Genomic DNA, 25,457 nt, shown 5'->3' on the forward strand with positions numbered 1-25,457 from the left:
ATTGCATGGCGCGCTGTTGGCTGGGAGTTGAGTGGGATCGACGCAACTTCGGCCGCCCTGAGTTGACGCGAGCCGGGTCCTGAGTAGAGTTGAGTCCATCGGACGCAAGTCCAACGACTTACCTCGAGCAAGAAGGAGCACCACACATGGGACGTGCAGTAGGCATCGACCTCGGAACCACCAACTCGGTCGTCAGCGTTCTCGAGGGTGGCGAGCCCACCGTCATCGCGAACACCGAGGGCCTCCGCACCACGCCGTCGATCGTCGCCTTCACCAAGGACGGCGAGGTCCTGGTCGGCGAGACCGCCAAGCGCCAGGCCGTGACGAACGTCGACCGCACCATCGCGTCGGTCAAGCGTCACGTCGGCACCGACTGGACCACCGAGATCGACGGCAAGAAGTACACGCCGCAGGAGATCTCGGCCCGCACCCTCGGCAAGCTCAAGCGCGACGCCGAGCAGTACCTCGGTGAAGACGTCACCGACGCGGTCATCACCGTGCCGGCGTACTTCAACGACGCCGAGCGCCAGGCCACGAAGGACGCCGGTGAGATCGCCGGCCTCAACGTCCTCCGCATCATCAACGAGCCGACCGCGGCCGCTCTGGCCTACGGCCTCGACAAGGGCAAGGAAGACGAGCTCATCCTGGTCTTCGACCTCGGTGGCGGCACGTTCGACGTCTCCCTGCTCGAGGTGGGCAAGGACGACGACTTCTCGACGATCCAGGTCCGCGCGACCTCCGGTGACAACCGCCTCGGTGGCGACGACTGGGACCAGCGCATCGTCGATTACCTGATCAAGAAGTTCAAGGACGAGCACGGCGTCGACCTGTCCACGGACAAGATCGCCAAGCAGCGCCTGAAGGAAGCCGCTGAGCAGGCCAAGAAGGAACTGTCGTCGCAGATGTCGGCGAACATCCAGCTGCCGTACCTGACGCTCACGGCCGAGGGCCCGCTCAACCTCGACGAGACCATCTCGCGCGCACAGTTCGAGCAGATGACCTCCGACCTGCTCGACCGCACCAAGAAGCCGTTCAACGACGTGATCAAGGAAGCCGGTGTCTCGGTCAACGACATCGCGCACGTGGTGCTCGTCGGTGGCTCGACCCGCATGCCCGCCGTGGCCGAGGTCGTCAAGCAGCTCACCGGTGGCAAGTCCCCGAACCAGGGCGTCAACCCGGACGAGGTCGTCGCCGTCGGCGCCGCACTGCAGGCCGGTGTGCTGAAGGGCGAGCGCAAGGACGTCCTGCTCATCGACGTCACGCCGCTGTCGCTCGGCATCGAGACCAAGGGCGGCCTGATGACGAAGCTCATCGACCGCAACACCGCGATCCCGACCAAGCGGAGCGAGACCTTCACGACCGCTGACGACAACCAGCCGTCGGTCGCGATCCAGGTCTTCCAGGGCGAGCGCGAGTTCACCCGCGACAACAAGCCGCTCGGCACGTTCGAGCTCACCGGCATCGCGCCGGCTCCCCGTGGCGTCCCGCAGGTCGAGGTCACCTTCGACATCGACGCCAACGGCATCGTGCACGTGTCCGCCAAGGACAAGGGCACCGGCAAGGAGCAGTCGATGGTCATCTCCGGCGGCTCGTCGCTGCCGAAGGAGGACATCGAGCGCATGGTCCGCGAAGCCGAGGAGCACGCGGCCGAGGACAAGGCCCGTCGTGAGGCCAACGAGCGTCGCAACCAGGCCGAGCAGCTCGTCTACTCGATCGAGAAGCTCATCAAGGAGAACGACGACAAGCTCCCCGAGGACGTCAAGTCCGAGGTGCAGGCCGACGTCGACGCGCTCAAGTCGGCGCTCGCGGGCGAGGACGAGGACGCCGTGAAGACGGCCTTCGACAAGCTCAACGAGTCGCAGGGCAAGCTCGGCCAGGCCATCTACAGCCAGCAGGATGCAGCAGCCGGTGCAGCCGGTGGCGAGCAGCCCGCGGGTGAGCAGCCGGCGGACGACGAGGACATCGTCGACGCCGAGGTCGTGGACGACGAGGACGACAAGGACAAGAAGTAACGATGACGGATCCCAAGGACAACGTGCCGAACGAGGAAGACCCTCAGGTCGAGGGCGACGCCACGAACGCGGCCGAGCCCGAGGACCTCATCGAGGCGGAGGGGCCCGACGTCGAAGTACCGACCGACGGCCCCGCCGCCGGCGGCCCGGCAACGGACGCGGCGAACGACCTCTCCCCGGAGGACCAGGCCCTGCTCGACGACGCAGCCCGCGGTATCCAAGAGGACAAGCTGTCCGACACGGACCGCGACCTCGTCGCCGAGATGCGTGCGGACATGCTCCGTGCGCAGGCCGAGCTGGTGAACTTCCGGAAGCGCGTCGAGCGTGACCGTGAGGCGAACCGCGAGGTCGCCATCGCCGAGGTGGTGCGGGCCCTGCTGCCGGCGCTCGACGACCTCACCCGGGCCGAGGCCCACGGTGACCTCGCCGAGGGTCCGATGCAGGTCATCGGCCAGAAGATCCGCGGGGGCTTCGACAAGTTCAAGCTCGTGCAGATCGGCGAGAAGGGTGAAGCCTTCGACCCGAACATCCACGAGGCGATCGTCCAGCTCCCGACCCCGGGTGCCACCGGCCAGACCGTGGCGGACGTCGTCGAGCCGGGCTACAAGCTCGGCGAGCGCGTCCTGCGTGCGGCCAAGGTCGCGGTGGCGGTCCCGGCCTGAGCCGGAACGGAAGGTAGGTACCAGTGGCCAGTCAGGACTGGTTCGACAAGGACTTCTACAAGGTCCTCGGAGTGTCGAAGGACGCGTCGGAGGCCGAGCTGAAGAAGACCTACCGGAAGCTCGCGCGGCAGTTCCACCCGGACTCCAACCCGGGTGACGCCGCGGCGGAGAACCGCTTCAAGGAGATCAGCGAGGCCTACTCGGTGCTCTCCGACAAGGAGCAGCGCCAGGAGTACGACCAGGTCCGCGCCATGGGCTCCGGCGCCCGCTTCACGGCGGGCGGCGGGGGCCAGGGCGGCGGCTTCGAGGACGTCTTCGGCGGGATGTTCGGGCAGCAGCAGGGCGGGGGCGGACAGCGCGTCCGCTTCGGCCAGGGCGGCCCGGGCGGTGCGGGCGGCTTCGAGGACATCCTCGGCGGGATGTTCGGCGGCGGTGGTGGCTTCGGCCAGACCTCCGGCGGCTACCGCGGCTTCGGCGGACCGACGAAGGGTCGCGACGTCACGGCGTCGACGACGCTCGACTTCACCACCGCGATCGCCGGCGACACCGTCAAGCTGTCGCAGGGCAACGGTCGACCGGTGAACGTCCGCATCCCCGCGGGGGTCGCAGACGGCCAGAAGATCCGGCTCCGCGGCCGTGGCGAACCCTCGCCCGACGGCGGCGAGGCCGGTGATCTGGTGGTCGCTGTCTCGGTCCGCAAGCACCCGGTCTTCGAGCGCGACGGGCTGAACCTCCGCGTGGACGTCCCCGTGACGTTCGTCGAGGCAGCCCTCGGCGCGACGATCGAGGTCCCGACGCTCGGCGGTTCGCCCGTCAAGCTGAAGGTCGCTCCCGGCACGCCGTCGGGTCGCGTCCTGCGCGTCAAGGGCCGTGGCGTCGCGACGAAGAACGGCACGGGCGACCTGCTGGCGACCGTCCAGGTCGCGGTGCCGTCGCACCTGTCGGACAAGCAGCGCGAGGCCGTCGAGGCACTCGCGGCGACCCTGCCCGACGAGAACCCGCGCGAGGACATCCTCGCCAAGGCGCGCGACTAGCGTCACGCAACCACAGCAGTAGACCGGCCTGGAGGAACGGCGCGGCTCCGTCAGGAAGCCGCACCGCGCCTCCAGGCTGGTTTTCACCCCACGCGAACGACGGAAGGAACACGCCATGACCGACATGGACGAGAACTCGCCCGTCTTCGCGATCGCGGTCGCCGCGGAGCTGTCGGAGATGCACCCGCAGACGCTGCGGCAGTACGACCGGCTCGGCCTGGTCGTGCCGGGCCGTACCCGCGGCGGTTCCCGCCGCTACTCGATGCGCGACGTCGCGCAGCTGCGCGAGATCGCGCGCCTCGGCTCCGAGGGGGTGTCGCTGGAGGGGATCCGGCGCGTGCTCGACCTGGAGAACGAGAACAAGGACCTGCGCGACCGGGTGCGTGAGCTCGAGACCGCGTTGGCCGACCAGCTCATCAACCGGCCCGGCGCGCGCGTGTTCGCGGCGACGACGACGGGTGCCGCGGTGTCGCTGCGGGCCGGTGCGCGGCCGCAGCGGAACACGCAGATCGTGCTGTACCGCGGGCCGCGCTGACCCTTCCCGAATCGACATACCGCATGTAAAATATCTGCATGCGATTGTTTCCTGCCCTCCCTGCTGTCCTCGTCGTCACGGCACTCGCCATCGGTGGCGGGGTCGCCGCAGCGGCAACCGGCGGAGTCGACGTCCACGAGACGGTGATCGAGCACTCGGCGAACGGCGACGCGACGAGCGTCCTGGTGCACGGCATCGGTGATGCGGCGGCCGCGGCCACAGCAGAGGGACGGCGGTTCCGGCACAGTGATCTGCAGCCTGCCGGACGGTTCGTCGCCGCCGGCGACGTCGTCACCGTGTCGGTACCGACCGGTGCGCCGGCGATGGACGTCGCCATCGGGCTGATCGGCCCGTACGCGGCGCACAACTCGGGCGCCGATGTCGGGTACCAGCAGACGCGACTGACCGCTGGCGTGAACCGTGTCACGGCTCCGCACGACGGGATGGTCTCGATGGTCAGCGCGGCGGACACCGGGGAAGCGACGGTCACGATCGCCGGTGGTGTTGCCGTCCCGACCTACGTCCGGGGCCAGTCGACCGCCGACTCGTTCGCAGCGGACCTCCGGCGGTTCGCCGATGCACCGTTCGTCGAGGTGGTGTCGAACCGGATCTTCGGCGACTTCCAGAAGCCGAAGACCGGCACGGCCATCGCCGGTGCCGACCTCGCGGAGCGCACCGCGAACTGGGACCGGGTGATCGAGCTCACGAACGAGACGTACGGCCTCGACGAGCGTGCCGTCGGGACCTCGCACAAGTACCCGCACCGGATCCACATCGCTTCACCCGACTCCGGTGCCGGGTACGCCAACGCGAGCAACGCGCGCATCATGTTCCAGACCGGCACCGGTGCTGCCGCCGATCTCTTCCGGCTTCCGTTGAGTGGGCTGTGGGGGCTGTGGCACGAGATCGGCCACACCTACGAAGCTCCGATCAACATCTTCCCGGGTACCGCGGAGACCATCACCAACCTGTCCGCGCTCGCCGTGCAGGACGGACTCGGGTTCGGGAGCCGGTGGGACGAGAGCATCCCGCTCCTCGAGCGGTACTTCACCACACCGATCGCGGACCGGGACTGGGAAGGCGCCCACGACCGGGTCCGGCTCCTGGCATGGGAACAGCTGCGCCGCGCGTTCGGCGACGGCTACCTGCCGAGGTTCTTCGCGGCGCTGCGTGCCGAGGCGGCGAAGACGAACGTGAACGCCCTGACCATCGACGACAAGCACGCGATCTTCGTCGAGGTCGCCTCGCGGGTGGCCGACCGCGACCTCGCGCCGTTCTACGACCAGCTCGGGTTCCCGATGTCGGACGCGACCCGCGCTGTCATCGGTGCGCTCCCCGACCTGCGGGAGCCCATCTGGGACAACGTCGACTCACGACACCGCATCGTGGAACGACTCGTCCCCGACTACGACCCGCCGGTCGGCGTGGTCACCGGAGCAGTGTCGCCCGTGCCAGTCGGCGAGCACGTGGTCGCCGCGCCGACGGTCACCGGGCTCGGGACCGCGAGCGGCCGAGGGAGCGCGACCGCCGTGGACGCCGCAGCGGTCGCCGATGCCGTCGGTACCGACACCGGACGGCTCCTCGTGCAGCTCCGGAGCGACACCGGCGCCGAGGACACGATCGTCGTCAGGACTGCGGCCGTCGGCGGGGACTCGATCGTGCTGCGCGGGGCGTCGAACCGCGTCGTCGGCGACCTGTGGCTCGATCAGCGGAACGAGGAACTCCGGTGGCGGGCGGTCACGTCCTACGACGCGCACTGGTCCTGGGGATCGAACGCCTACCTGACCGTCACGCACTTCGCGGCGGACGGCACGGTACTCGCCACGGGCACGGTGCAGGGCAACCAGACGGGCAAGGTCCTCGACGAGACCTTCCGGGACCGCCCGTACGCGGACGGCGAGTTCGTGCTCGTCCTGCACGCGCAACCGACGCTCCTCGCCGCGTACCGTTCCGACTCGCTCATCTCGGACTCGAGCGCGCCCCAGGCGTTCCGGATCGCGGACGGCAAACTGCACCTGACCGCGCCCGAGGCGATCCCGGGGTGGCAGTCCCTGTCCGGACTGCAGGGCCCGAAGACCGCCCTGACCCGCGGCGCCGACGTCGAGGTCGAGGCCGGGTTGCAGGTCCACGCCCAGATCTCGACGATCACCGGGGCGATCACGCTGACCAGTCCGGACGGCACGACCTTCGCACCCGGGCAGTCGACGCTCGCCGGCATGTACCGGAAGCCGGGCGAGGACTGGCGGACGAGCGCGAACCTCGTGCTGCGGGGCGGGACGCTCGCCGACGGCGGCACGACGATGCGGTTCACGCTGCAGACGGGTTCGGGGTTCTCGATGCCCCCGGGTTCGACGCTTCGCTGGAAGCCGGTCGTCCGTGTCCCGGCCGACGCGGTCGCGGGCGACTCGTCGCTGGAGCTGCGTGCGGAGGGCACCACCGGCTGAGTCCTCTGCAACGAGGAGCGCCCCCGGACCGACCTGCCGTCGTGGAGCTCGGGCGGCGACGTGCAGTCGCACGCTGGTCCGCGTGAACTGGACGCGGTCGTCCGCGCCGCTGCGAGGTCCGCCGTCGAGGGATGGGTACGCTGACGCGGTGCCAGACTTCGCCGACCTCTTCCGCCGCCGCGACGACACCGCCCCGGACCTCATCGCGATCGACGGCACCGACCGGTTCCTGATCGACGAGGCGCCGCACGTGCACGGGGACGCCCTGCGGCAGCCCGGCGAGGTGGCGGTCGTCGATGACCGTCTTGGAGTCCTGACCCTCGGGCTCATCACGCAGTACGGCGCATCGGACATCCGCGTCGTGCAGGACTCGCTCGTCGGGGAACGCGCGCTCGAGGCCAACGCTGGCACGTTCGGTCTGCGCGGATTCCACCACCCGGACTCGCTCGAAGACGCCTTCCGCGACGTCCGGCTCGTCGTGCTGCGGCTGTCGAAGTCACACGACCGCCTCGACGAGATCGCCCGGGCCGTCGCGCGGTTCGCCGCTCCCGACGTCGTGCTGCTGTGCGGCGGCAACGTCAAGTACATGAACCTGTCGCAGAACGACGTGCTGCGCCGCTCGTTCGGCGAGGTCACGGCTTCGCGGGGGCGGGGGAAGTCGCGCCTGCTCATCGCGCAGGACCCGTTGCGTGCCCAGGCGAACCGTGCGGCCGCGACCAATCCCTGGCCCAGATCGGTGCACGTCGACGACCTCGGCATGACGCTCGTCGCGCACGGCGGGGTGTTCGCCGGTACCTCGCTCGACCAGGGCACCCGGGTGCTGCTCGAGGCGATGGACGCCGCGGTGCCGACCGCGCGGACCGTCGTCGACCTCGGGTCCGGCAACGGTGTCATCGCCGCGGCGATCGCACTGCGGCGGCCGAACGTCAAGGTGATCGCGACCGATGTGTCCCGGATCGCGGTGGCGTCCACACGGGCGACCGCCGAGGCGAACGGCGTCGCTGACCGGGTGACGGCACTGCGCACCGACGCCGGGGACGAGCTCGCCGCCGGGTCCGCCCAGCTCGTGCTCTGCAACCCCCCGTTCCACGCGGACACCACGGTGACCACCGACGCGGCCGAGGCGATGTTCCGGAACGCGGCCACCGTCCTGCAGCCCGGCGGCGAACTGTGGTGCGTGTGGAACGGGCACCTGCGCTACCGGCCGGTACTGGAGCGCCTGGTCGGGCCGACGCGGCAGGTCCTGCGCACCCCGAAGTTCACGGTCACGGCGTCGGTCGCTGCCCCGCACTGAGGCCCGCCATACCGAACGCGGAATATCGTACGGATAATACTTGCGGACCACTCCGCGGCCCGTGCACAGTCGTCTCCTGCACCGTCAGAGAGGACTCCCATGCACACTCGTTCCACCCGTGCTCTTCCACCGCCGGCCCGTCCGCCTCGTGCCCGTCCGTCCCGCGCGGCCGTCACCGTCGCGCTGGTCCCGATGGTCGCCCTGGGCGCGCTCGTCGCCGGCGCGGGCGTCGTCGCAGATGCACCACCGGCCCACGCCGTCGACCCGTTCCCGGTCCACGATCCGTTCGTGGACCTGCCCGTCGGCACCACGATGCCGTCGGGTTGGGCTCGCATCGCCTCGAACGACCAGCAGGCCGCGATCGTCGAGAACGGCTCGGCGGGCAAGTGGCTGCGGATGACCGACAACGCCAAGTACATGGCCTCGGCGGTGTACAACGAGGTGCCGTACGACTCGAGCAACGGACTGACCGTCGAGTTCGACCAGCGGATGTGGAGCCCCACCGACACCGGGTACGCCGACGGCATCGGGTTCTTCCTGCAGGACGCCGCGATGCCGCTCGACTCCATCGGCCCCGTGGGCGGCGGACTCGGCTACTTCGACGGCAAGTCCGCCTGCTCGGCAGGACTGGACGGCGGTGTCGTCGGCGTCGGGTTCGACCGGTTCGGCAACTTCGCGCTGCCGGAGTTCATCCAGAACGCCGTCACCGTCCGCGGGGCCGAGGCTGAGTGCTACCCCGTGCTGGCGACGACGGGCAACCGCGGCGACGGGTTCCTCGAGGACCGCGGCGTCGACGCCGAGACGGCGACCTACCGGCACGTGAAGGTCGACGTCGTGCCCCGGGACGCCGGTGGCATCACGGCCATCGTCACGATGTCAGACGCCACCCCCGTCGGCTCGGAGCCGGCGGAGCTGCACCACCTGATCTCGACCGACCTGCCGGCGACGGCGTTGCCCGACCAGATGCGCTTCGGGTTCAGTGCGTCGACCGGCGGGCGGGCCGAGTTCCACGAGATCCGCAACGTGCGGGCCACGCAGCCGACTGACGTCGTGACCACGGCGTCAGTGGACACCGAGGGGCCGGTGACCTCAGGCGACGACGTGTCGTTCCGCGTCCGATCGGTCAACGACGGGCCGGCCACGATCGGTGGGCCCGCCGACGCAGTGGCGCGGACGACGGCACTGATCGATGCGCTCCCGCTCGAGGACGTCACCTGGTCGTGCGAGGCCACGGGCGGCGCGTCGTGCGGTGCCGATCAGGGCGCAGGAGTCGTGGCGACCGACTGGACGGCGCCACCCGGAGGACAGATCGAGTTGCTGGCCCGCGGGACCGTGCCGGCGACCACGAGGAGCGGGACGTACTCGGCGCCGGTGGAGAGTGTCACCGACTTCACCACCGGCCGGTTCGACGAAGGGCGGGCCGCGGTCGCGCGGGACGGCTCGGTGAGCGACGTCGACCTGACGAACAACACGGACACGATCGCGTTCGGGGTCGTGCTGCCGGACGCCGTCGCCTCGGATGACGCTGCGACCGGACAGCAGGGTGAACCCGTGGTCGTGGACGTCGTGGGGAACGACGCGCTCGACGGCAGCGGTGCCGACCTCGGCTCGCTGCGGCTCACCGACGAGGGACTCGACGGTGCGGAGCTGTCCGACGACGGCAAACAGCTGCGCGTTCCGGGCGAGGGCACGTACGTCGTGGACGACGCCGGGCGGGTGACGTTCACGCCCGAGGACGGCTTCAGCGGGGTCGCGTCGCCGGTGCGGTACGAGATCACGTCGAACGCCGGGCAGGTCGCGTCCGCCGAGCTCCGGGTGGAGATCGAGGCCGGTGCGGTCGACCCGACGCCGGGGCCCACGCCGGAGCCGACGGCGGAACCCACGCCGGATCCGACCACGGCGCCGACCGCGGGGCCGACGGCCGATCCGACCGCGGTACCGGGTGCCGGTTCCGCCGCTGGGCCCGGGGACGGTCCCCAGAACGCGTCGACCGTCGGCGGACCGTCGTCCGGCGGACCGGACCGGCTCGCGTGGACGGGCTCCGACGGGGTGCTCGTCGCAGCGGTCCTCGGCCTGGGGCTCGCGGCCGCCGGTGGCGTGCTCCTGACGCTTCGACGTCGCCGACTCGAGGTGGGCCCGGACGCCGACGCCTGATCCACACCGGTACGACTCCGGACGCGACGGAGACGACGAAGCCGCCCGGGTCTCCCCGGGCGGCTTCGTCGTGTGTTCCGAGCGATCAGGCCGGGACGTAGTCGAACGTGTCCGGGTCCGGACCCGTTCGGTGGCCCTTGTCGAGAGTCGTGATGTCCGTCATGTCCTCGTCGGAGAGCTCGAAGTCGAAGATCGCGAAGTTCTCCTCGACGCGGGCACGCGTGACCGACTTCGGGAACACGATGTCGCCGCGTTGGATGTGCCAGCGGAGCACGACCTGCGCCGGGCTCTTGCCCGTGGCGCCGGCGATGCGGGTGATGGTCTCGTCGTCGAGCACGAGGCCCTGGGCGATCGGGGACCAGGCCTCGGTCGCGATGCCGAGCTCGTTGTTCACGGCGCGGAGCTCGTCCTGGGTCAGGTACGGGTGCACCTCGATCTGGTTCACGGCCGGCGGGACGTCCGTCTCGGCACGCAGGCGGCGCAGGTGGTGGGCCTGGAAGTTGCTGACGCCGATCGAGCGGGAGGTGCCAGCGGCGTAGAGCTCCTCGAGCGCCTTCCACGTCGGCACGAAGTCCGAGACGGTGGGCAGCGGCCAGTGGATGAGGAACAGGTCGGTGTAGCCGCCGAGCAGGTCAGCTGACTTCTTGCCGTTCTCGGCAGCTGCCGAAGGGTCGTGGAAGCCGTTGTTGAGCTTCGAGGTGACGAAGATCTCGTCACGCGGGATGCCGGACGACGCGATGGCCTCGCCGACCTCCTTCTCATTGCCGTACATCTCGGCGGTGTCGATGTGGCGGTAGCCGACCTCGAGCGCTGTGAGCGTCGCTTCCTTGGTCGACGCGGGGTCGATCTGGAAGACGCCGAAGCCGAGCTGCGGGATGGTCTTGCCGTCGTTCAGGGTGATGTTCGGAACGGTCATGAGTCCAGACAACACCCGACCAGCTCCCAGGCATTCCGCTCGCTCCCAGGACCGTTCAAGTCAAATGCAGAATATTGGTATTCTGGCGTGATGAACCGACACGCTTCACGACGCCCTCGTGCGCGCACCGCGCCGCGCGTCGCCGCCGTGGCGACCGCGGCCGGCCTGGTCGCCGCGCTCGCCACCCCGCTCGCCGCCACGGCAGTCCCGGCCCCCGCGGCCGACGCCGGATCCGCACGGACCGACTCTGCCGCCGACTCCACGATCCTGTTCGTCGAGGACTTCGAGAACGGCGTAACGACGACGCCGGTGCTGTTGAACGCGTACAAGGGCGCGAACGGTGAGACCTACACGGCCGACCCGGCGTGGATCAACGCCGCTGAGTGCAACGGCATCGTCACGAGCGCCAGCAGCTCCGACATGGCATCCTGCGACGCCAACCCCCAGCTCAAGCAGCTCGGGTCGGTCCTCGGGCAGATCACCGGCGAGGACCCGGAGACCAACCACGTCGTGAGTGCTTGGACCGCGTCGCGCAACCTGCCGCGGAACGCCGTTCAGATCGAGTCGCGCGATGACTTCTCGCTCGGGCAGACCGGACGCTTCGTGTCGTTCGGTGTCAGCGCCGCCGCCGGAAGCTGTGTCGGGTTCGACCACCCGCTGCTCGACTTCCTGCTGGTGGACGGATCTGCCGAGCACCCGGTGTCCGAGCGTCCCCTCGACCCTTGCAACGACCCTCGCTCGAGCACCTTCACCGCGGGCGGCAACACGTACAAGGGCGGCGAGTTCGTCTCGAACGGCGGCGTGCTCTTCTCCGGCGACACCCTGCGATGGCGTCTCCGCAACGCCCAGTCGTCCTACAGCGGCAACGACGGCGCGATCGACCGAGTGACGATCGTCGACTCGACCCCGACCCTGGCGAACGAGTTCTCCGGCGCCCCGATCGTCGGGGACACCGCGCGCATGACGGCGCGCGTCGTGAACACGAGCGAGCACGGTTCGAAGCCCGGTTGGTCCTTCGCCGAGGCGCTGCCCGAAGGCCTCAGCGTCGCGTCCGACCCGAAGGTCGCGACCACCTGCGCCGCGGCGGACCTCGACGTCGAGGCAGATGCCACGACCATCGGTGCGTCGGGCGACCTGGACATCGACGCACCGGACTGCACGGTGACGTTCGACGTCAGCGCCTCGGCTCCCGGCACGTACACGATCGGTGCAGACGCCGTGACCGAGCGCACCGGCGTCGACCTGCCGACCGGCTCGGCGAGCATCACCTTCGCCCCCGAGGTGAACGAGCTGCGCGTCACCGACCAGGCCGTCTTGTCCGGCGGCAACGGTGACGCCGTCGCCGACCTCGGCGAGACCGTCTCGTTCCGCACGACCGTCGACAACACCGGCAACGTCCTGGTGCGGGACGTCACGCTGACCAGCCCGAACGGCGACGCGGACTGCGACGTGCGGCAGCTCGCCCCCGGAGCATCCGCCGCGTGCGCGACCGCTCCCCGCCCGGTCACGCAGGACGACCTGGACCACGGCTCGATCGACGACACCGCCACGGTCTCTGCACGATCGCGCGCCGGCCAGGCCGTGACGGCCAGCGCAACCGCCACCGTCCCCACCTCGAGCACCACCTCGCGCGCCTTGCTCGCCATCACGCCCGTCGCGCGGGGCGGTGCCCCCGCGGTCGGTGACGACATCGGGCTCACGGTGACGGTGACCAACGAGGGCAACGTCTCGATCCGCGACCTCGCGGTGACCGTGGCCGACGAGCCCGGCATGACCGTCGCGTGCCCGCCGACCCGCCTCGCGCCCGGCGCGTCCATCGAGTGCGCCGTCGAGGGCTCGCACCCCGTCTCGCAGCACGACGTCGACCGCGGCACCGTCACGTTCGTCGCCACGATGACCGCAGTCGACGCCGCCGGTCAGCCGGTCCGTGGTGACGCCCGGACCGCACAGACCACGGTCGCCCAGGCCCCCGCGCTCGCCACGACCGTCACCCCGGCGCTCGACACCGCCGGCAAGACCCCCGCTCCCGGTGACGAGGTCACGCTGAGCGTCGCCGTACGCAACACCGGGAACGTCACGCTCCGCGACGTCGCCGCCGAGGTCGAGGACCGCGACGGCATGCCCGTCTCCTGCCCGACCTCCCCGCTCGCACCCGGCGCGAGCGTCGACTGCACCGTTCCGGACCACACCCTGAGCCAGCGGGAGATCGACGCCGGCACGGTCGGGTTCGCCCTGACCTCGACCGCCACCGCACCCGACGACCGTCGCGTGACTGCTTCGGACTCTGCGTCGGTGACCGTCGACCGCCAGCACGGCATCGTCGCGACCGCGACCGCCGGCCTGGCCGACGAGTCCCGCGCGCCGAAGGCCGGTGACCACGTCGAGCTGTCCGTCTCGGCGCGCAATTCCGGCAACACCACCCTGCGGGGCCTCGCTGCCGAGGTGGACGGCCTCGACCTGGACGTGGAGTGCGCCGAGGGTGCGCTCGCCCCCGGCGCCGCGGCGACCTGCTCCGTCGGCGACCACGTCCTGACGCAGGACGAGATCGACGCCGGCACCGTCGACTTCGCGCTCACGGTCAACGCGAACGGCCCCGGCGGTTCGCGTGCCCAGGCATCGGACACCGTGGCGGTCGAGCTCGTCAGCGCGCCGGCCATCGCCGTGTCGGCGACGAGCGTCCTCGGTGCGAACGAGCACGAGGTCCCCCTGGCCGGCGACACCGCGACGGTCACGATGACGATCCGGAACACCGGCAACGTCACGGTCACGGGCATCCGCGGCAAGGTCGAAGACCGTGCGGGCCTCGAGGTCGACTGCCCGGACGACGATCTCGCCCCGGGCGCCGCGGTGACGTGCGAGGTGTCCGAGTACACCCTCACCCAGAGCGACGTCGACAGCGGTGCCGTCCGGTTCGTGCTGTCGAGCGCAGCGACCGGTGCCGACCGTCAGCGCGTCGAGGCCCGTGCCGACACGACACTCTCGATCGTGCGAGCGCCGTCGATCACGACGACGGCCACGGCTGCGCTCGACGACACCGACCACGGAGCCCCGACCGCGGGCGACACGGCATCGGTCCGCATGTCGATCACGAACACGGGCAACGTCACGGTGCACGACCTGAGCGGCATCGTCGACGAGCGGGCCGGCACGACGGTCGCCTGCCCCGCCGAGCGGGTCGCTCCCGGTGCTTCGGCGGACTGCGCAGCGGCGGAGTACGCGCTCACCCAGGGCGACGTCGACGCGGGCAAGGTGCAGTTCGCCCTCACCGCAGCGGCCGTCGGCCCGGACGACCAGACCGTGACTGCCGGCGCGAAGGCCGGCACTGCGATCGAGCGCGCCCCGGGCGTGCAGGTCCAGGTCACCGCGCACCTGGCGGAGTCCGAGCACGAGGCGCCGCGCGCCGGTGACCACGTGAGCGTGGGCATCCGCGCCACCAACGCGGGGAACGTCACGCTGACGGGGACCCGCGCCGAGGTCGTCGAACTCGCCGGTCTACCGGTCGAGTGCGTCGGCGAGGGTGTCGCACCGGGTGCGTCGATCGACTGCACGACCCCGCAGTACGTGCTCACCCAGGCGGACGTCGACCACGGCACAGTGACGGTCGCAGCGGTGCTCGACGCGACCGGTCCCGCCGGAGACTCCGTCACCTCGCGCGACGAGGTCCAGGTCGGCCTGACGGCGAAGAGCGCCCTCGACCTGTCCGCCGAGCCGGTGCTGCACGGAACCGACGGCAGCACGAAGGTCGTCGCCGATGACCACGTGCTGCGCCCGGGCGACCGCGTGTCTGTCCGCTACGAGGTGCTCAACACCGGCAACCTCGCGGTGCACGACCTGCAGCAGGCCGAGGGCATGCCCGCGGTGACCTGCGAGGAGTCCACGGTCGAGCCGGGGCAGCGTGCCACGTGCGAGAGCGACGCGCACGTCGTGACCGAGGAAGAAGCAGCGACCGGCGAGGCCGCGATCACCGGTCAGGTGGCCGGCCAGGTCACGCGCGCCGACGGTGCCACGACCGAGGAGCCGGGTGCTGCGAGCACGGGGCAGACCGCGACGCCAGCGACGTTCGGCGTGACCACCGCCGCGGCGTCGACGAAGCCGGTCTGGGTGTTCTCGCTCGAGGTGCACACGAAGCTGCACGCCGAGCCGCAGCCCGTGCCCGCCGCCGAGAAGCCCTCCGCCGCGCCGGTGGAACTCGCGTTCACCGGATCGACCGTCCTCGCGATGGGCGTCCCCGCGACGATCGTGCTCCTGCTCGCCGGAGCGGTCCTGCTGCTCTGGCGCCGCCAGCGCCGCCCGGACGACCGCCAGGTCTGACGCGCAGCGGCGCCGGCACGACACAGCGCAGCCAACACGGACCGCCCCCTGTCCCAGCCCAGGGACAGGGGCGGTCCGTCACTCCAGCGCAGCGGCGATGTACGCCTGCAGCGCCTGGCCGTAGGCGATCGCGGGGACCTCGGACGCGAAGCTGCGGTCAGCACCGCCGATCGTCGCGGTGACCGTGTAGACGATCCGGCCGTTCACCGACACCCGGGTCAACCCGATGAACGACGGACCGAGGAGCTCGCGCAACTGGTCCTCACGCGGCAGCCAGAGCGACTCCGACGCGGTCACGGAGTCGAGCGCCCACTCGGTCGTCCCGTTGAAGCCGAGGATCGTGCCGGTGGGGGAGTCGTGTCGTTCGACGGTCATCTCGGACACGGTGTAGACGTCCTCGTCCACCTCGGGCTTGTCGATGACGAAGCGGTCGCCCGTCTCGGGGTGCCAGCGCAGGCCGGCGTCGCGGAGGGTCCTGGCGAGTGCAACGGTGATCACCTCCCCACCCTGCACGCGCGAGACCGCGCTGTCACCACGAAGTCGCGCTGTCACCACGTAGGTTGCCGAAAGCATCCCGTACTAGCATCGCCGAGCACCCCCACGCGCGAGCGCCACCCGATCGCGCGCGCGACGTGACGACGCCCGGGCAACCGGTGCCGCGCCTCCAGGCCGACCAACCGGCCACGGGGCGGGCCACCGGCCGGCGTCCCGACCGAGGCGACGGACACCCCGTCCGCCGAAGAGAAGGACCTGCATGACCCTCGAACGCGAGGAACTCCGCGACGGCTGGACCGTGACCATGGCCGGAGGAACCGGCGCGCCGGACGGCGTCGCGGGACGCAGCATCCCGGCGACGGTGCCGGGGCAGGTGCACACCGACCTGGAGCGGGAGGGCCTGCTGCCGGACCCGACCTTCCACCTGAACGAGCAGGCGGCGAAGTGGGTCGGCCGGGCCGACTGGGCCTACCGGACCGCGGTCGACGTCGACCCGCGCGGCCACGAGCGTGTCGACCTGGTCTGCGACGGCCTGGACACGGTGTCCGAACTGAGCCTGGACGGCGTCGTCGTGGGCACGACCCGGAACATGCACCGCCGCTACCGCTTCGACGCGCGCGTGCAGACCGGGTCCGGCGCGACGACGAAGGACCTCGAGATCCTGTTCGAGTCGCCGTACCGCGAGGCCGGTCGGGTCGCCGCGAAGGCCGGCAGCATGCCGGGCCCGTACGACGAGCCGTTCCCGTACATCCGCAAGAACGCCTCGAACTTCGGCTGGGACTGGGGGCTCACCGCCGTCACGAGCGGTCCCTGGCGACCGGTCGCGATCGAGCGGTGGTCGACCGCGCGGCTGCGCGAGGTCCGCCCGCTCGTCGACGTCGAGGCCGGCGAGGGCGTGCTCGACGCCCACATCACCGTCGAGCGCTCCGGCCTCAACGACCTGGACCAGGACGGCGAGGACGACGACCTGGTGCTCGTCGTGACCGTGAGCGGCCTGAAGGAGGACGGCACGCCGACGCGGCAGCGGTCGCGGGCGCAGCTGACACCGAAGGACGACGAGACCGTCGTCACCGTGCGCGTGCCCGAGGCGCTGCGCTGGTGGCCCCGCGGCTACGGCGCGCAGGCGCAGTACGACGTGGTCGTCGAGCTGCAGACGGTGGACGGCGAGGTGCTCGACCGCGACACGTTCCGCACCGGCTTCCGGTCGACGCGGATCGACACGCAGGTGGACGACATGGGTCGTCCCTTCGGCATCCACGTCAACGGGACGCTGATCGACGTGCGCGGGGTGAACTGGATCCCCGACGACGTGATCATCTCGCGCGTCGACCGCGCGCGCCTGCAGTCCCGTCTGACCGCGGCGGCCTCGCTCGGCACGAACCTCGTGCGCGTGTGGGGCGGCGGTGTGTACGAGTCGCGCGACTTCTACGAGGTCTGCGACGAGCTCGGCCTGCTCGTCTGGCAGGACTTCCCGTTCGCGTGCTCGGCGTACCCGGAGGTCGAACCGATCCGCAGCGAGGTCATCGCCGAGGCCCGCGACAACGTCGCCCGCCTCGCGCGGCACCCCTCGCTGGTGCTGTGGAACGGCAACAACGAGAACATCTGGCTGCACGACGTGGACGGCTGGGCGGACTCGCTCGGTGACCGCGGCTGGGGCCTCGACTACTACCTCGACCTGCTGCCGACGATCGTCGACGCGGTCGACCCGTCGCGCTTCTACACCGTGGCCTCGCCGTGGTCGGGCGCCGAGTCGCTGCCCGCGAACGACGTCGACCACGAGACGCACCACTCGTGGGACGCCTGGAACCGCCTGCCCGACACCGCCTACCGCGGATCCGTGCCGCGGTTCGTGTCCGAGTTCGGCTGGCAGGCGCCGCCCGCCTGGCGGACGCTGCGGGACGGGGTCGCGGACGAGGTGCTGTCGCAGGACGCACCCGGGGTCGTGCACCACCAGAAGGCTGCCGACGGGATGGGCAAGCTGGCCCGCGGCATCGAGCCCCGGTTCGGCACGGAGCCCTTCTCGTTCGATGCGTGGCACTACCTGACGCAGCTGCAGCAGGCTCGGGCCATCGCGACGGGCGTCGAGCACTGGCGCACCCACTGGCCGCGCAACACGGGCGTGGTGATGTGGCAGCTCAACGACCTGTGGCCGGTGTCGTCGTGGTCGGCGATCGACTCGGCGGGGCGGCTGAAGCCGCTCGCGCACGAGCTGCGTCGGTTGTACGACGACGTCCTGCTGACGATCCGTCCCGTGTCGCGGGTGGCGGTCGCGCCGTCCGCCGTCTCCGGGCCGGCTGCTTCGCCGGCGTCGTCGCCCGTCTCACCGGTCGCGTCTGGTGCGGATCGGACGGGAGGCCCAGATCACCCCGGCCACTCGGCCTCCGCAGGCGAGACGGCTGATCTGGGCGACGTGGCGGACACCCTGTCCCTCGGCGTCTCGCCCGGTGCGTTCGGGTCCTCGCCCGTCGAGGTCGCCGTCCGGTCCACGCGCGGCGGCCACGACAGCGTGGTGCGCGTGCGACGGGTCACCACGGCCGGCACGATCCTGGCCGAGGCGTCGTTGCCCGTGCGCTTGTCGTCCGCCGGGGTCGCCGTCGTCGCCCTGCCCGAGTCCGTCGGCGTGGTCGACGACCCCGCGCGGGAGCTCATCGTGGCGGACATGGACTGGCGTCGGGCGGTCTGGACACCGGGCCCCGACGTCGACGTGCGGTGGGAACCCGCGCGGTACCGCACCTCGTTCACACCCGTCGACGGCGGGCTCGACCTGACCGTCGAAGCCGAGACGCTCGTCCGCGACCTGCTCGTGCAGCCCGACCGGGTGACCGCGGCCGGTGCGGTGGACCGTGGGTTCATGACCCTGCTGCCCGGGGAGCGGGTGACCTTCCGGCTCACCGGCGTGACCGAGGCCGACATCCCGGCGCTCCGTGCCGAACCCGTCCTGTGGAGCCTGGACCGCGCGCTCGAACATTGATATACAGAACGACACAGTGATATATTTGGTGGTGCGCCGCTCGCTGTCGTGACCCGACGACTCCGGCGTCCGGTCGACCTCCCGTCGGCCCGGTCGACAGGAGGACCCCACCATGTCGCTCGCGATGCGCCCACCCACCGCTGCCATCACCGTTCCCCCCGCCGCCGCACCGACCACCGCGCCGCCGTCGGCACCCGCGGGTGGTCGCCGAGGCTTCGCCCCCGCCGTTGCCCTGCTGGACGTCGGACTGCTGGTCCTGGCGTTCGCGGTCGCCCACGTCGTGCGCTTCCCCTGGGAGCTGTCGGCCGTGCGACCCCAGGCCGGCTGGATCGAGTTCGCGACGGCTCCGGTGATCATCCTGGTCTGGATGGCCCTGCTGTCGATGTTCCGCACCCGCGACCCACGCATCGCCGGCATCGGCAGTGACGAGTACCGCCGCCTCGTCACCGCGAGTCTGGTCGCCGTCGCCGTGGTGGCGGTCGTGGCGTACGCCGCGCAGCTCGACCTGGCCAGGGGGTACGTGGCCATCGCCTTCCCGCTCGGGCTCCTCTTCCTCGCCGTCGGGCGGAAGGCCGTCCGCACCGTCCTGGCGCGCAGTCGTGCTCGCGGGCAACGGTTGCAGGACGTCCTGATCGTCGGTGACACCGAGGACGTCCGCTACGTCGGGCGACGGATCGCCGCGACGCCCAGCGCCGGGTACCGGGTCCGCGCGGTCGTGACCGACTGCGAGCCGGTGGGCGCGACGATCGACCTCGGTTCGGCGTCCGTCCCGGTGGTCAGCGGGATCGACGACGTCCTCGCGCTGGCTCGTTCCGAGGGAGTCTCGGCGGTCGTCGTCGCCGGCGCCGTACGCGGCGGGCACGAGCGACTGCGCCGCCTCGGGTGGCAACTCGAGGAGCACGGCGTCGAGCTCGTCGTGTCGTCGCCCCTCGCGGACATCGCCGCAGGTCGCGTGCACGAGCGTCCCGTCGACGGCCTGCCCTTGATGCACGTGGAGACCCCCGACTACCGCCGTCGCACGGGCAAGCGTCTGCTCGACGTCGTCGGAGCCGGCTTCGGTCTCCTGCTGCTTGCGCCCGTGCTCGCGGTGATCGCGCTCGTCATCCGGCTCGACGACCGCGGTCCGGTGTTCTTCCGCCAGACCCGTGTGGGCCGTGGGGGCGCGGAGTTCTCGATCCTGAAGTTCCGCACGATGTGCGTCGACGCCGAAGCGCGGATGGCCGCACTCCAGGCAGTGAACGAGGGTGCGGGCCCGCTCTTCAAGGTGAAGGACGACCCCCGCGTCACCCGCGTCGGGGCGTTCTTGCGGAAGACGTCGCTCGACGAGCTGCCGCAGTTGTGGAACGTGCTCACCGGTTCGATGAGCCTGGTCGGACCCCGCCCGGCGCTCCCGCGCGAGGTCGCCCTGTACCAGGACTTCGCCGACCGCCGACTCCTGGTCACCCCGGGGATCACCGGCCTGTGGCAGGTCAGCGGCCGATCGGATCTGGACTGGGCCGAGGGTGTGCGGCTCGACCTGCACTACGTCGAGAACTGGTCGTTCCTGCACGACCTGGTGATCCTCGCCCGGACGGTGCCGTCGGTGCTCCGGTCGCGCGGCGCTTACTGAGGGTGCTGCGGCGGATCGGCCCGGCGCCTTCCCTGTGCGAACGGTGTCCGTTCCGGTCCTCGGCCTGGGCATCGGGGAGCGGGAGAGTTACGATGGGGAGAACACGGACTTCCGCCGCGTGGGTCGAAGAAGACCTGCGAACGGCGACCAGTTCCAGATCAAGGAGTCATGATGCTCGGAAACCTCGGCGGCGTACACCTGCTGATCATCCTCGGGATCGTCATCCTGCTGTTCGGCGCGACGAAGCTCCCGGCGCTCGCCAAGGGCCTCGGGCAGTCGATCAACATCTTCAAGAAGGAGATGACCGACGACGAGAAGAAGGCTCAGGCAGGCGACACCACGGTGCAGAACACCGCGGCCCCGACCAGCACCGTGCCGAACGCTCCCGCCGAGCCCGCCGCCGGTCCGATCCTGAACCCCGGCCCGAGCGCGCAGCCGAACACCGACTCCCGGCGCTAGAACACCAGCTCAGGACACCCAGCCCCGTCCTGTCGGCAGCCCCCGCGACCACATCGGTCGCGGGGGCTTCGTCGTGCGGGGCGCGCAGCGGTCCGAGGGGGCGCAGGATGAGCACATGACCACTGCCGCACCCCGCGCGACCGCGCCGCTCCGGGACGACCGGCGCACCGTGCTCGTGGTGGCGATCCTGTCGTCGTTCGTCGTCGGGCTCGACTCGAGCGTCGTCAACGTGGCGCTCCCCGCGATCCGACAGGAGCTCGGCGGCGGACTCGTCGTGCAGCAGTGGACCGTGGACGCGTACCTGGTGACGCTCGGCTCGCTCATCCTCGTCGCCGGATCACTGTCGGACGTGTTCGGCCGGGTGCGCATCATCACGTGGGGGCTCGTCGTGTTCGGGATCGCCTCGGTTGCGTGTGCGATCGCCCCGACGGGGGAGTTCCTGATCGTCTCGCGGGCGTTCCAGGGTGTCGGCGGCGCCCTGGTGACCCCGAGCGCGCTCGCCCTCATCGTGGCGGCGTTCCGCGGGGCCGCGCAGTCGAAGGCGATCGGCACGTGGACCGCCTGGTCGAGCGCGTCGACGATCCTCGGACCCGTGTTCGGCGGGATGGTGGTCGACAGCATCGGCTGGCGGTGGATCTTCGTGCTGACCGCCGTCCCGATCGCCGTGACGATCCCGCTCGTGCTGCGGATCACCGGTGACGTACACCCCGCGATCCGACCGCGCATCGACGTGGTCGGCGCCGTGCTGGCGGTCGTCGGGGTCGGTGGGGCGGTGCTCGGGCTCATCGAGCAGGAGCGGCTCGGGTGGGGCGCGCCCGTGGTGGTCACCGCGCTCGTGCTCGGTGCCCTGGCACTCGGGGCCTTCGTGCCGTGGGAACTCCACGTGATCCGGACGACCGGTTCGCCGCTGGTGCCGCTCGCGCTGTTCCGGGCCCGCAACTTCGCGGTGGGCAACCTCGCCACCCTGTCGATCTACGGCGCCCTGAGCATGGTCTTCTTCGTGGTCACCCTGTTCCTGCAGGAGGTCTGGGGGTTCCCGGCCTGGCTCGCCGGCCTGGCGACGCTGCCCCCGACGGTGGTCCTGCTGCTGGTGTCCTCGGCCGTGGGCGGGCTGGCGGGACGGTTCGGGCCGCGCTGGTTCATGGCCGCGGGCCCGGCGGTGGCAGCGGTCGGTGCGCTCCTGATGCTGCTGGTCGGTGCGCAGCCGGACGGGTACTGGATCGCGGTGTTCCCCGGGCTCGTGCTCATCGGGTTCGGGATCGCGCTCATGGTGACACCGCTGACCAGCGCCGTGCTCGGGTCGGTGCCGCAGTCCGAGGCCGGCGTCGGGTCGGCGGTGAACAACGCGATCGCGCGGATCGCCGGCCTGGTGATGGTGGCGCTCGCGGGCGTGGTCCTCGGCGGCGAGATGAGCGTCGCCGGCCTGCACCGGGCGGTCGTCGTGATGGCCGTCCTCCTGCTGGCCGGCGCGGTCGTCAGCGCCGTCGGGATCCGGAATCTCCCGGCGCCGACGTAAGTTGAGTGCAGTAGACTCAAGTACAACACCACCGCAACGAAAGGACGGAACGCATGGCGAACCTCCAGGGTGCTCCTGACTCGCAAGAGCGACAGAAGACCGCCCTCGAGCAGTACGGCGTCGACCTGACGGCGATCGCTCGCAGCGGCAAGCTCGACCCGGTCATCGGACGCGACTCCGAGATCCGACGCGTCAGCCAGGTGCTCACCCGCCGCACCAAGAACAACCCCGTGCTCATCGGCGAGCCCGGGGTCGGCAAGACCGCCGTCGTCGAGGGGCTCGCGCAGCGCATCGTCGCCGGTGACGTCGCCGACTCACTGAAGGACAAGCGGCTCGTCTCGCTCGACATCTCCTCGCTCATCGCGGGCGCGAAGTACCGCGGCGAGTTCGAGGAGCGCCTCAAGGCCGTGCTCAAGGAGATCAACGACTCCGACGGCCAGGTCATCACGTTCATCGACGAGTTGCACACCCTGATGGGCGCCGGCGGCGGCGAAGGGTCCGTCGCGGCCTCGAACATGCTCAAGCCGATGCTCGCGCGCGGCGAACTGCGGCTCATCGGGGCGACGACGCTCGACGAGTACCGCGAGTACATCGAGAAGGACGCCGCCCTCGAGCGACGCTTCCAGCAGGTCTACGTGGGCGAGCCCAGCGTCGAGGACGCCGTGGCGATCCTCCGCGGGCTCAAGGAACGCTACGAGGCACACCACAAGGTGACGATCAACGACTCGGCGCTCGTCGCTGCGGCCAGCCTGTCGAACCGGTACATCTCCGGCCGCCAGCTGCCCGACAAGGCGATCGACCTGATCGACGAGGCCGCCAGCCGGCTCCGCATGGAGATCGACTCCAGCCCGGTCGAGATCGACGAACTGAAGCGCAACGTCGACCGGCTGCGTGTCGAGGAGTTCGCGCTCAAGCAGGAGAAGGACGACGCCTCGAAGGCCCGGCTGGAGACCCTGCGGAACGAACTCCGCACGCGCGAGGAACGACTGGGCGAGCTCGAGCAGCGCTGGCAGGCCGAGCGGGCGAGCCTGAACCGGATCGGTGAGCTGAAGCAGCAGCTCGACGACCTGAACATGCGCAGCCAGCGTGCCCAGCGCGAAGCCGACTACGCGACGGTGTCGCGCCTGGAGTACGCCGAGAAGCCCCGGATCGCAGCGGAGCTCGCGGCCGCCGAGCAGGCCGAGTCCGCCGACCGCATGGTGAACGACAGCGTCACCGACGAGGACATCGCCGCCGTGATCGCGCAGTGGACGGGCATCCCCCTCGGTCGACTGCTGCAGGGCGAGACCGAGAAGCTCCTGCACCTGGAGAACGAGCTCGGCCGCCGGATCATCGGGCAGCGCACCGCCGTGAACACCGTGTCCGAGGCCGTTCGCCGCACCCGCGCCGGCATCTCCGACCCGGACCGTCCGACCGGATCGTTCCTGTTCCTCGGACCGACCGGCGTCGGCAAGACCGAGCTGGCCAAGGCGCTCGCGGAGTTCCTGTTCGACGACGAGAAGGCCCTCGTCCGCATCGACATGAGCGAGTACGGCGAGAAGCACTCGGTCTCGCGGCTGATCGGCGCCCCGCCCGGGTACGTCGGCTACGAGTCCGGCGGGCAGCTCACCGAGGCCGTCCGGCGTCGCCCGTACTCCGTCATCCTGCTCGACGAGATCGAGAAGGCGCACCCCGAGGTGTTCGACGTGCTGCTCCAGGTGCTCGACGACGGCCGGCTGACGGACGGGCAGGGGCGCACGGTCGACTTCCGGAACACGATCCTCGTGCTGACGTCGAACCTCGGCTCGCAGTTCATGACCGACCTGACGCTGACGGACGAGCAGCGCGAGGACGCCGTGCGCGAGCTCGTGCAGCAGGCGTTCCGGCCGGAGTTCATCAACCGTCTCGACGACATCGTGGTGTTCCAGGCCCTGACGGCCGACGACCTCGGCCAGATCGTGTCGCTGTACGTCGACCGGCTCGCCCGTCGCCTGACCGACCGCCGGCTCGAACTCGCGGTCACGCCGGAGGCGCGCGGGTGGCTGGCCGAGCGCGGGTACGACCCGCTCTACGGTGCGCGGCCGCTCCGCCGGCTGATGCAGCGGCAGATCGACGACAAGCTGGCGCGCGCGATCCTGTCCGGTGACGTCCGCGACGGCGACACCGTCCGGGTGGACGTCGCCGAGGACGGCGACGGTCTGACCGTCGAGCCGTTCCAGTTGGCGGAGGTCGTCGAGGAGTAGGCGGCGGCCGCGGTGGGTGGGGTGACCGACGGGAGGCCCGGTGCCGGTTCCTGGGACCCGGCACGGGCCTCCCGGGTTGGCTGCAGGGCATGCCTGAGATCCGCGCGATCCGTCGCCTCACCGACACCGTCGAGCACGCGAGCGTGCTCGACAAGGCCGTCGACATCGACCGTTCGGTCGTGAACGCCCTCGCCCGGCCGAAGGCCCTGCGGCAACTGCTGCACGGTGTGCCGTTCGGGCACCCGCTGCACCCGCTCATGGTGCAGGTACCGCTCGGGGCCTGGATCTCGGCCGCCGTGCTCGACGTGTTCGGCGGGAAGGGCAACGCGAAGGCCGCGAAGACCCTCGTCGGCGTCGGGCTCGTGTCCTCCGGCAGTGCGAGCCTCGCCGGGTACGGGGACTGGTCCGAACTCGACCGCGAGCAGCTGCGCACGGGATGGGTGCACCAGGCCGTCAACTGGGTCGGCATCTCGCTGTACGGCCTGTCGTGGTGGCAGCGCAAGAACGGCAACCACGGCGCCGGCAAGCTGCTCGGGTTCGCCGCGCTCGGCGTCGTGGGGGTGGGCGGGTACCTCGGCGGACACCTGGCCTACCGCCAGCGCGCTGGCGTGAGCGACCACGGTGAGGTGCCGTTCGACGCGTGACCACTGATACGGAAACGTTATGTGGACGAAACGCGGTACGTGAAATGCTCGACCCATGGATCGACTCAGCACCGACACCGTTCCCCTGACCGGCCTTCCCGCCCGCGGCGGCCTCGAGTTCATCGTCCACATCGACGAGGCGGCGGGGGTCGTGTCACTCGACCTCACCGCCGCGTGAC

17 protein-coding genes are annotated in these 25,457 nt (G+C 70.8%); 15 read left to right on the forward strand and 2 right to left on the reverse strand.

Features of this window, described 5'->3' with window-relative positions; all coding sequences use genetic code 11:
- The first annotated feature begins 146 nt into the window (after window positions 1-146).
- The 7 genes from dnaK (at window position 147) to EDF47_RS14855 (ending at window position 10,135) form a co-directional block, all read left to right on the forward strand.
- Window positions 147-2,012: a molecular chaperone DnaK gene (gene dnaK / locus EDF47_RS14825; protein ID WP_133937481.1), complete on the forward strand. Its 1,866-nt coding sequence runs from the start codon at window positions 147-149 to the stop codon at window positions 2,010-2,012.
- Window positions 2,013-2,014: 2 nt separating this feature from the next.
- Complete coding sequence (locus EDF47_RS14830) at window positions 2,015-2,674, forward strand: nucleotide exchange factor GrpE (protein WP_123672067.1); 660 nt, start codon at window positions 2,015-2,017, stop codon at window positions 2,672-2,674.
- A 23-nt stretch (window positions 2,675-2,697) separates the two neighbouring features.
- Window positions 2,698-3,708, forward strand: a complete 1,011-nt coding sequence (locus EDF47_RS14835) for a DnaJ C-terminal domain-containing protein (protein ID WP_123293531.1) — start codon at window positions 2,698-2,700, stop codon at window positions 3,706-3,708.
- Window positions 3,709-3,832: 124 nt separating this feature from the next.
- Window positions 3,833-4,243 (forward strand): MerR family transcriptional regulator, encoded by a 411-nt coding sequence (locus tag EDF47_RS14840; protein ID WP_123293837.1) that lies wholly within the window; start codon window positions 3,833-3,835, stop codon window positions 4,241-4,243.
- Between the two features lie 38 nt (window positions 4,244-4,281).
- Window positions 4,282-6,687 (forward strand): M60 family metallopeptidase, encoded by a 2,406-nt coding sequence (locus EDF47_RS14845; protein ID WP_133937479.1) that lies wholly within the window; start codon window positions 4,282-4,284, stop codon window positions 6,685-6,687.
- A gap of 148 nt (window positions 6,688-6,835) precedes the next feature.
- Window positions 6,836-7,981, forward strand: coding sequence for a class I SAM-dependent methyltransferase (locus tag EDF47_RS14850; RefSeq protein WP_123937420.1), 1,146 nt, complete (start codon window positions 6,836-6,838; stop codon window positions 7,979-7,981).
- 99 nt (window positions 7,982-8,080) lie between these two features.
- Entirely contained in the window at window positions 8,081-10,135 is a 2,055-nt protein-coding gene (locus EDF47_RS14855; protein WP_133937477.1) for a hypothetical protein, read from the forward strand.
- Window positions 10,136-10,220: 85 nt separating this feature from the next.
- Here the strand turns inward: EDF47_RS14855 and EDF47_RS14860 are convergent, their stop codons facing one another.
- Window positions 10,221-11,051, reverse strand: a complete 831-nt coding sequence (locus EDF47_RS14860; protein ID WP_131847077.1) for an aldo/keto reductase — start codon at window positions 11,049-11,051, stop codon at window positions 10,221-10,223.
- 90 nt (window positions 11,052-11,141) lie between these two features.
- Here EDF47_RS14860 and EDF47_RS14865 point away from each other — a divergent pair, with 90 nt between their 5' ends.
- Window positions 11,142-15,362 (forward strand): hypothetical protein, encoded by a 4,221-nt coding sequence (locus EDF47_RS14865; protein ID WP_132100713.1) that lies wholly within the window; start codon window positions 11,142-11,144, stop codon window positions 15,360-15,362.
- 78 nt (window positions 15,363-15,440) lie between these two features.
- Here the strand turns inward: EDF47_RS14865 and EDF47_RS14870 are convergent, their stop codons facing one another.
- Window positions 15,441-15,860, reverse strand: a complete 420-nt coding sequence (locus EDF47_RS14870) for a pilus assembly protein CpaE (RefSeq protein WP_131847075.1) — start codon at window positions 15,858-15,860, stop codon at window positions 15,441-15,443.
- A gap of 256 nt (window positions 15,861-16,116) precedes the next feature.
- Here EDF47_RS14870 and EDF47_RS14875 point away from each other — a divergent pair, with 256 nt between their 5' ends.
- The 7 genes from EDF47_RS14875 to EDF47_RS20365 all read left to right on the forward strand — a co-directional run bounded on the left by EDF47_RS14875 (window position 16,117) and on the right by EDF47_RS20365 (window position 25,456).
- Window positions 16,117-18,828: a glycoside hydrolase family 2 protein gene (locus EDF47_RS14875; protein WP_132100712.1), complete on the forward strand. Its 2,712-nt coding sequence runs from the start codon at window positions 16,117-16,119 to the stop codon at window positions 18,826-18,828.
- Window positions 18,829-18,940: 112 nt separating this feature from the next.
- Window positions 18,941-20,437: a sugar transferase gene (locus EDF47_RS14880; protein ID WP_132100711.1), complete on the forward strand. Its 1,497-nt coding sequence runs from the start codon at window positions 18,941-18,943 to the stop codon at window positions 20,435-20,437.
- Between the two features lie 171 nt (window positions 20,438-20,608).
- The gene (gene tatA / locus EDF47_RS14885) at window positions 20,609-20,896 is read left to right on the forward strand and encodes a twin-arginine translocase TatA/TatE family subunit (RefSeq protein WP_123293839.1); all 288 of its coding nucleotides are present in this window, start codon (window positions 20,609-20,611) and stop codon (window positions 20,894-20,896) included.
- Between the two features lie 115 nt (window positions 20,897-21,011).
- Window positions 21,012-22,412 (forward strand): MFS transporter, encoded by a 1,401-nt coding sequence (locus tag EDF47_RS14890; RefSeq protein ID WP_131881224.1) that lies wholly within the window; start codon window positions 21,012-21,014, stop codon window positions 22,410-22,412.
- Between the two features lie 53 nt (window positions 22,413-22,465).
- Window positions 22,466-24,634: an AAA family ATPase gene (locus EDF47_RS14895; RefSeq protein ID WP_131921346.1), complete on the forward strand. Its 2,169-nt coding sequence runs from the start codon at window positions 22,466-22,468 to the stop codon at window positions 24,632-24,634.
- Between the two features lie 89 nt (window positions 24,635-24,723).
- Window positions 24,724-25,278, forward strand: coding sequence for a DUF2231 domain-containing protein (locus tag EDF47_RS14900; RefSeq protein ID WP_132100710.1), 555 nt, complete (start codon window positions 24,724-24,726; stop codon window positions 25,276-25,278).
- A gap of 55 nt (window positions 25,279-25,333) precedes the next feature.
- A complete protein-coding gene (locus tag EDF47_RS20365) occupies window positions 25,334-25,456 on the forward strand; it encodes a hypothetical protein (RefSeq protein WP_260154542.1) in 123 nt (40 codons plus the stop codon).
- Window position 25,457: the final 1 nt, after the last annotated feature.

The organism is Curtobacterium sp. PhB190 (assembly GCF_004365385.1).
Taxonomy (GTDB): domain Bacteria; phylum Actinomycetota; class Actinomycetes; order Actinomycetales; family Microbacteriaceae; genus Curtobacterium.

Excerpts from the sequence above, each read along its gene's own strand:
- EDF47_RS14860 (WP_131847077.1), bottom strand. The coding sequence starts at position 11,051 with ATGACCGTTCCGAACATCACCCTGAACGACGGCAAGACCATCCCGCAG.
- EDF47_RS14845 (WP_133937479.1), top strand. The coding sequence starts at position 4,282 with ATGCGATTGTTTCCTGCCCTCCCTGCTGTCCTCGTCGTCACGGCACTC.
- EDF47_RS14900 (WP_132100710.1), top strand. The coding sequence starts at position 24,724 with ATGCCTGAGATCCGCGCGATCCGTCGCCTCACCGACACCGTCGAGCAC.
- EDF47_RS20365 (WP_260154542.1), top strand. The coding sequence starts at position 25,334 with ATGGATCGACTCAGCACCGACACCGTTCCCCTGACCGGCCTTCCCGCC.
- EDF47_RS14875 (WP_132100712.1), top strand. The coding sequence starts at position 16,117 with ATGACCCTCGAACGCGAGGAACTCCGCGACGGCTGGACCGTGACCATG.
- EDF47_RS14890 (WP_131881224.1), top strand. The coding sequence starts at position 21,012 with ATGACCACTGCCGCACCCCGCGCGACCGCGCCGCTCCGGGACGACCGG.
- EDF47_RS14830 (WP_123672067.1), top strand. The coding sequence starts at position 2,015 with ATGACGGATCCCAAGGACAACGTGCCGAACGAGGAAGACCCTCAGGTC.
- EDF47_RS14880 (WP_132100711.1), top strand. The coding sequence starts at position 18,941 with ATGTCGCTCGCGATGCGCCCACCCACCGCTGCCATCACCGTTCCCCCC.
- EDF47_RS14865 (WP_132100713.1), top strand. The coding sequence starts at position 11,142 with ATGAACCGACACGCTTCACGACGCCCTCGTGCGCGCACCGCGCCGCGC.
- EDF47_RS14895 (WP_131921346.1), top strand. The coding sequence starts at position 22,466 with ATGGCGAACCTCCAGGGTGCTCCTGACTCGCAAGAGCGACAGAAGACC.
- tatA (WP_123293839.1), top strand. The coding sequence starts at position 20,609 with ATGCTCGGAAACCTCGGCGGCGTACACCTGCTGATCATCCTCGGGATC.
- EDF47_RS14855 (WP_133937477.1), top strand. The coding sequence starts at position 8,081 with ATGCACACTCGTTCCACCCGTGCTCTTCCACCGCCGGCCCGTCCGCCT.
- EDF47_RS14840 (WP_123293837.1), top strand. The coding sequence starts at position 3,833 with ATGGACGAGAACTCGCCCGTCTTCGCGATCGCGGTCGCCGCGGAGCTG.
- dnaK (WP_133937481.1), top strand. The coding sequence starts at position 147 with ATGGGACGTGCAGTAGGCATCGACCTCGGAACCACCAACTCGGTCGTC.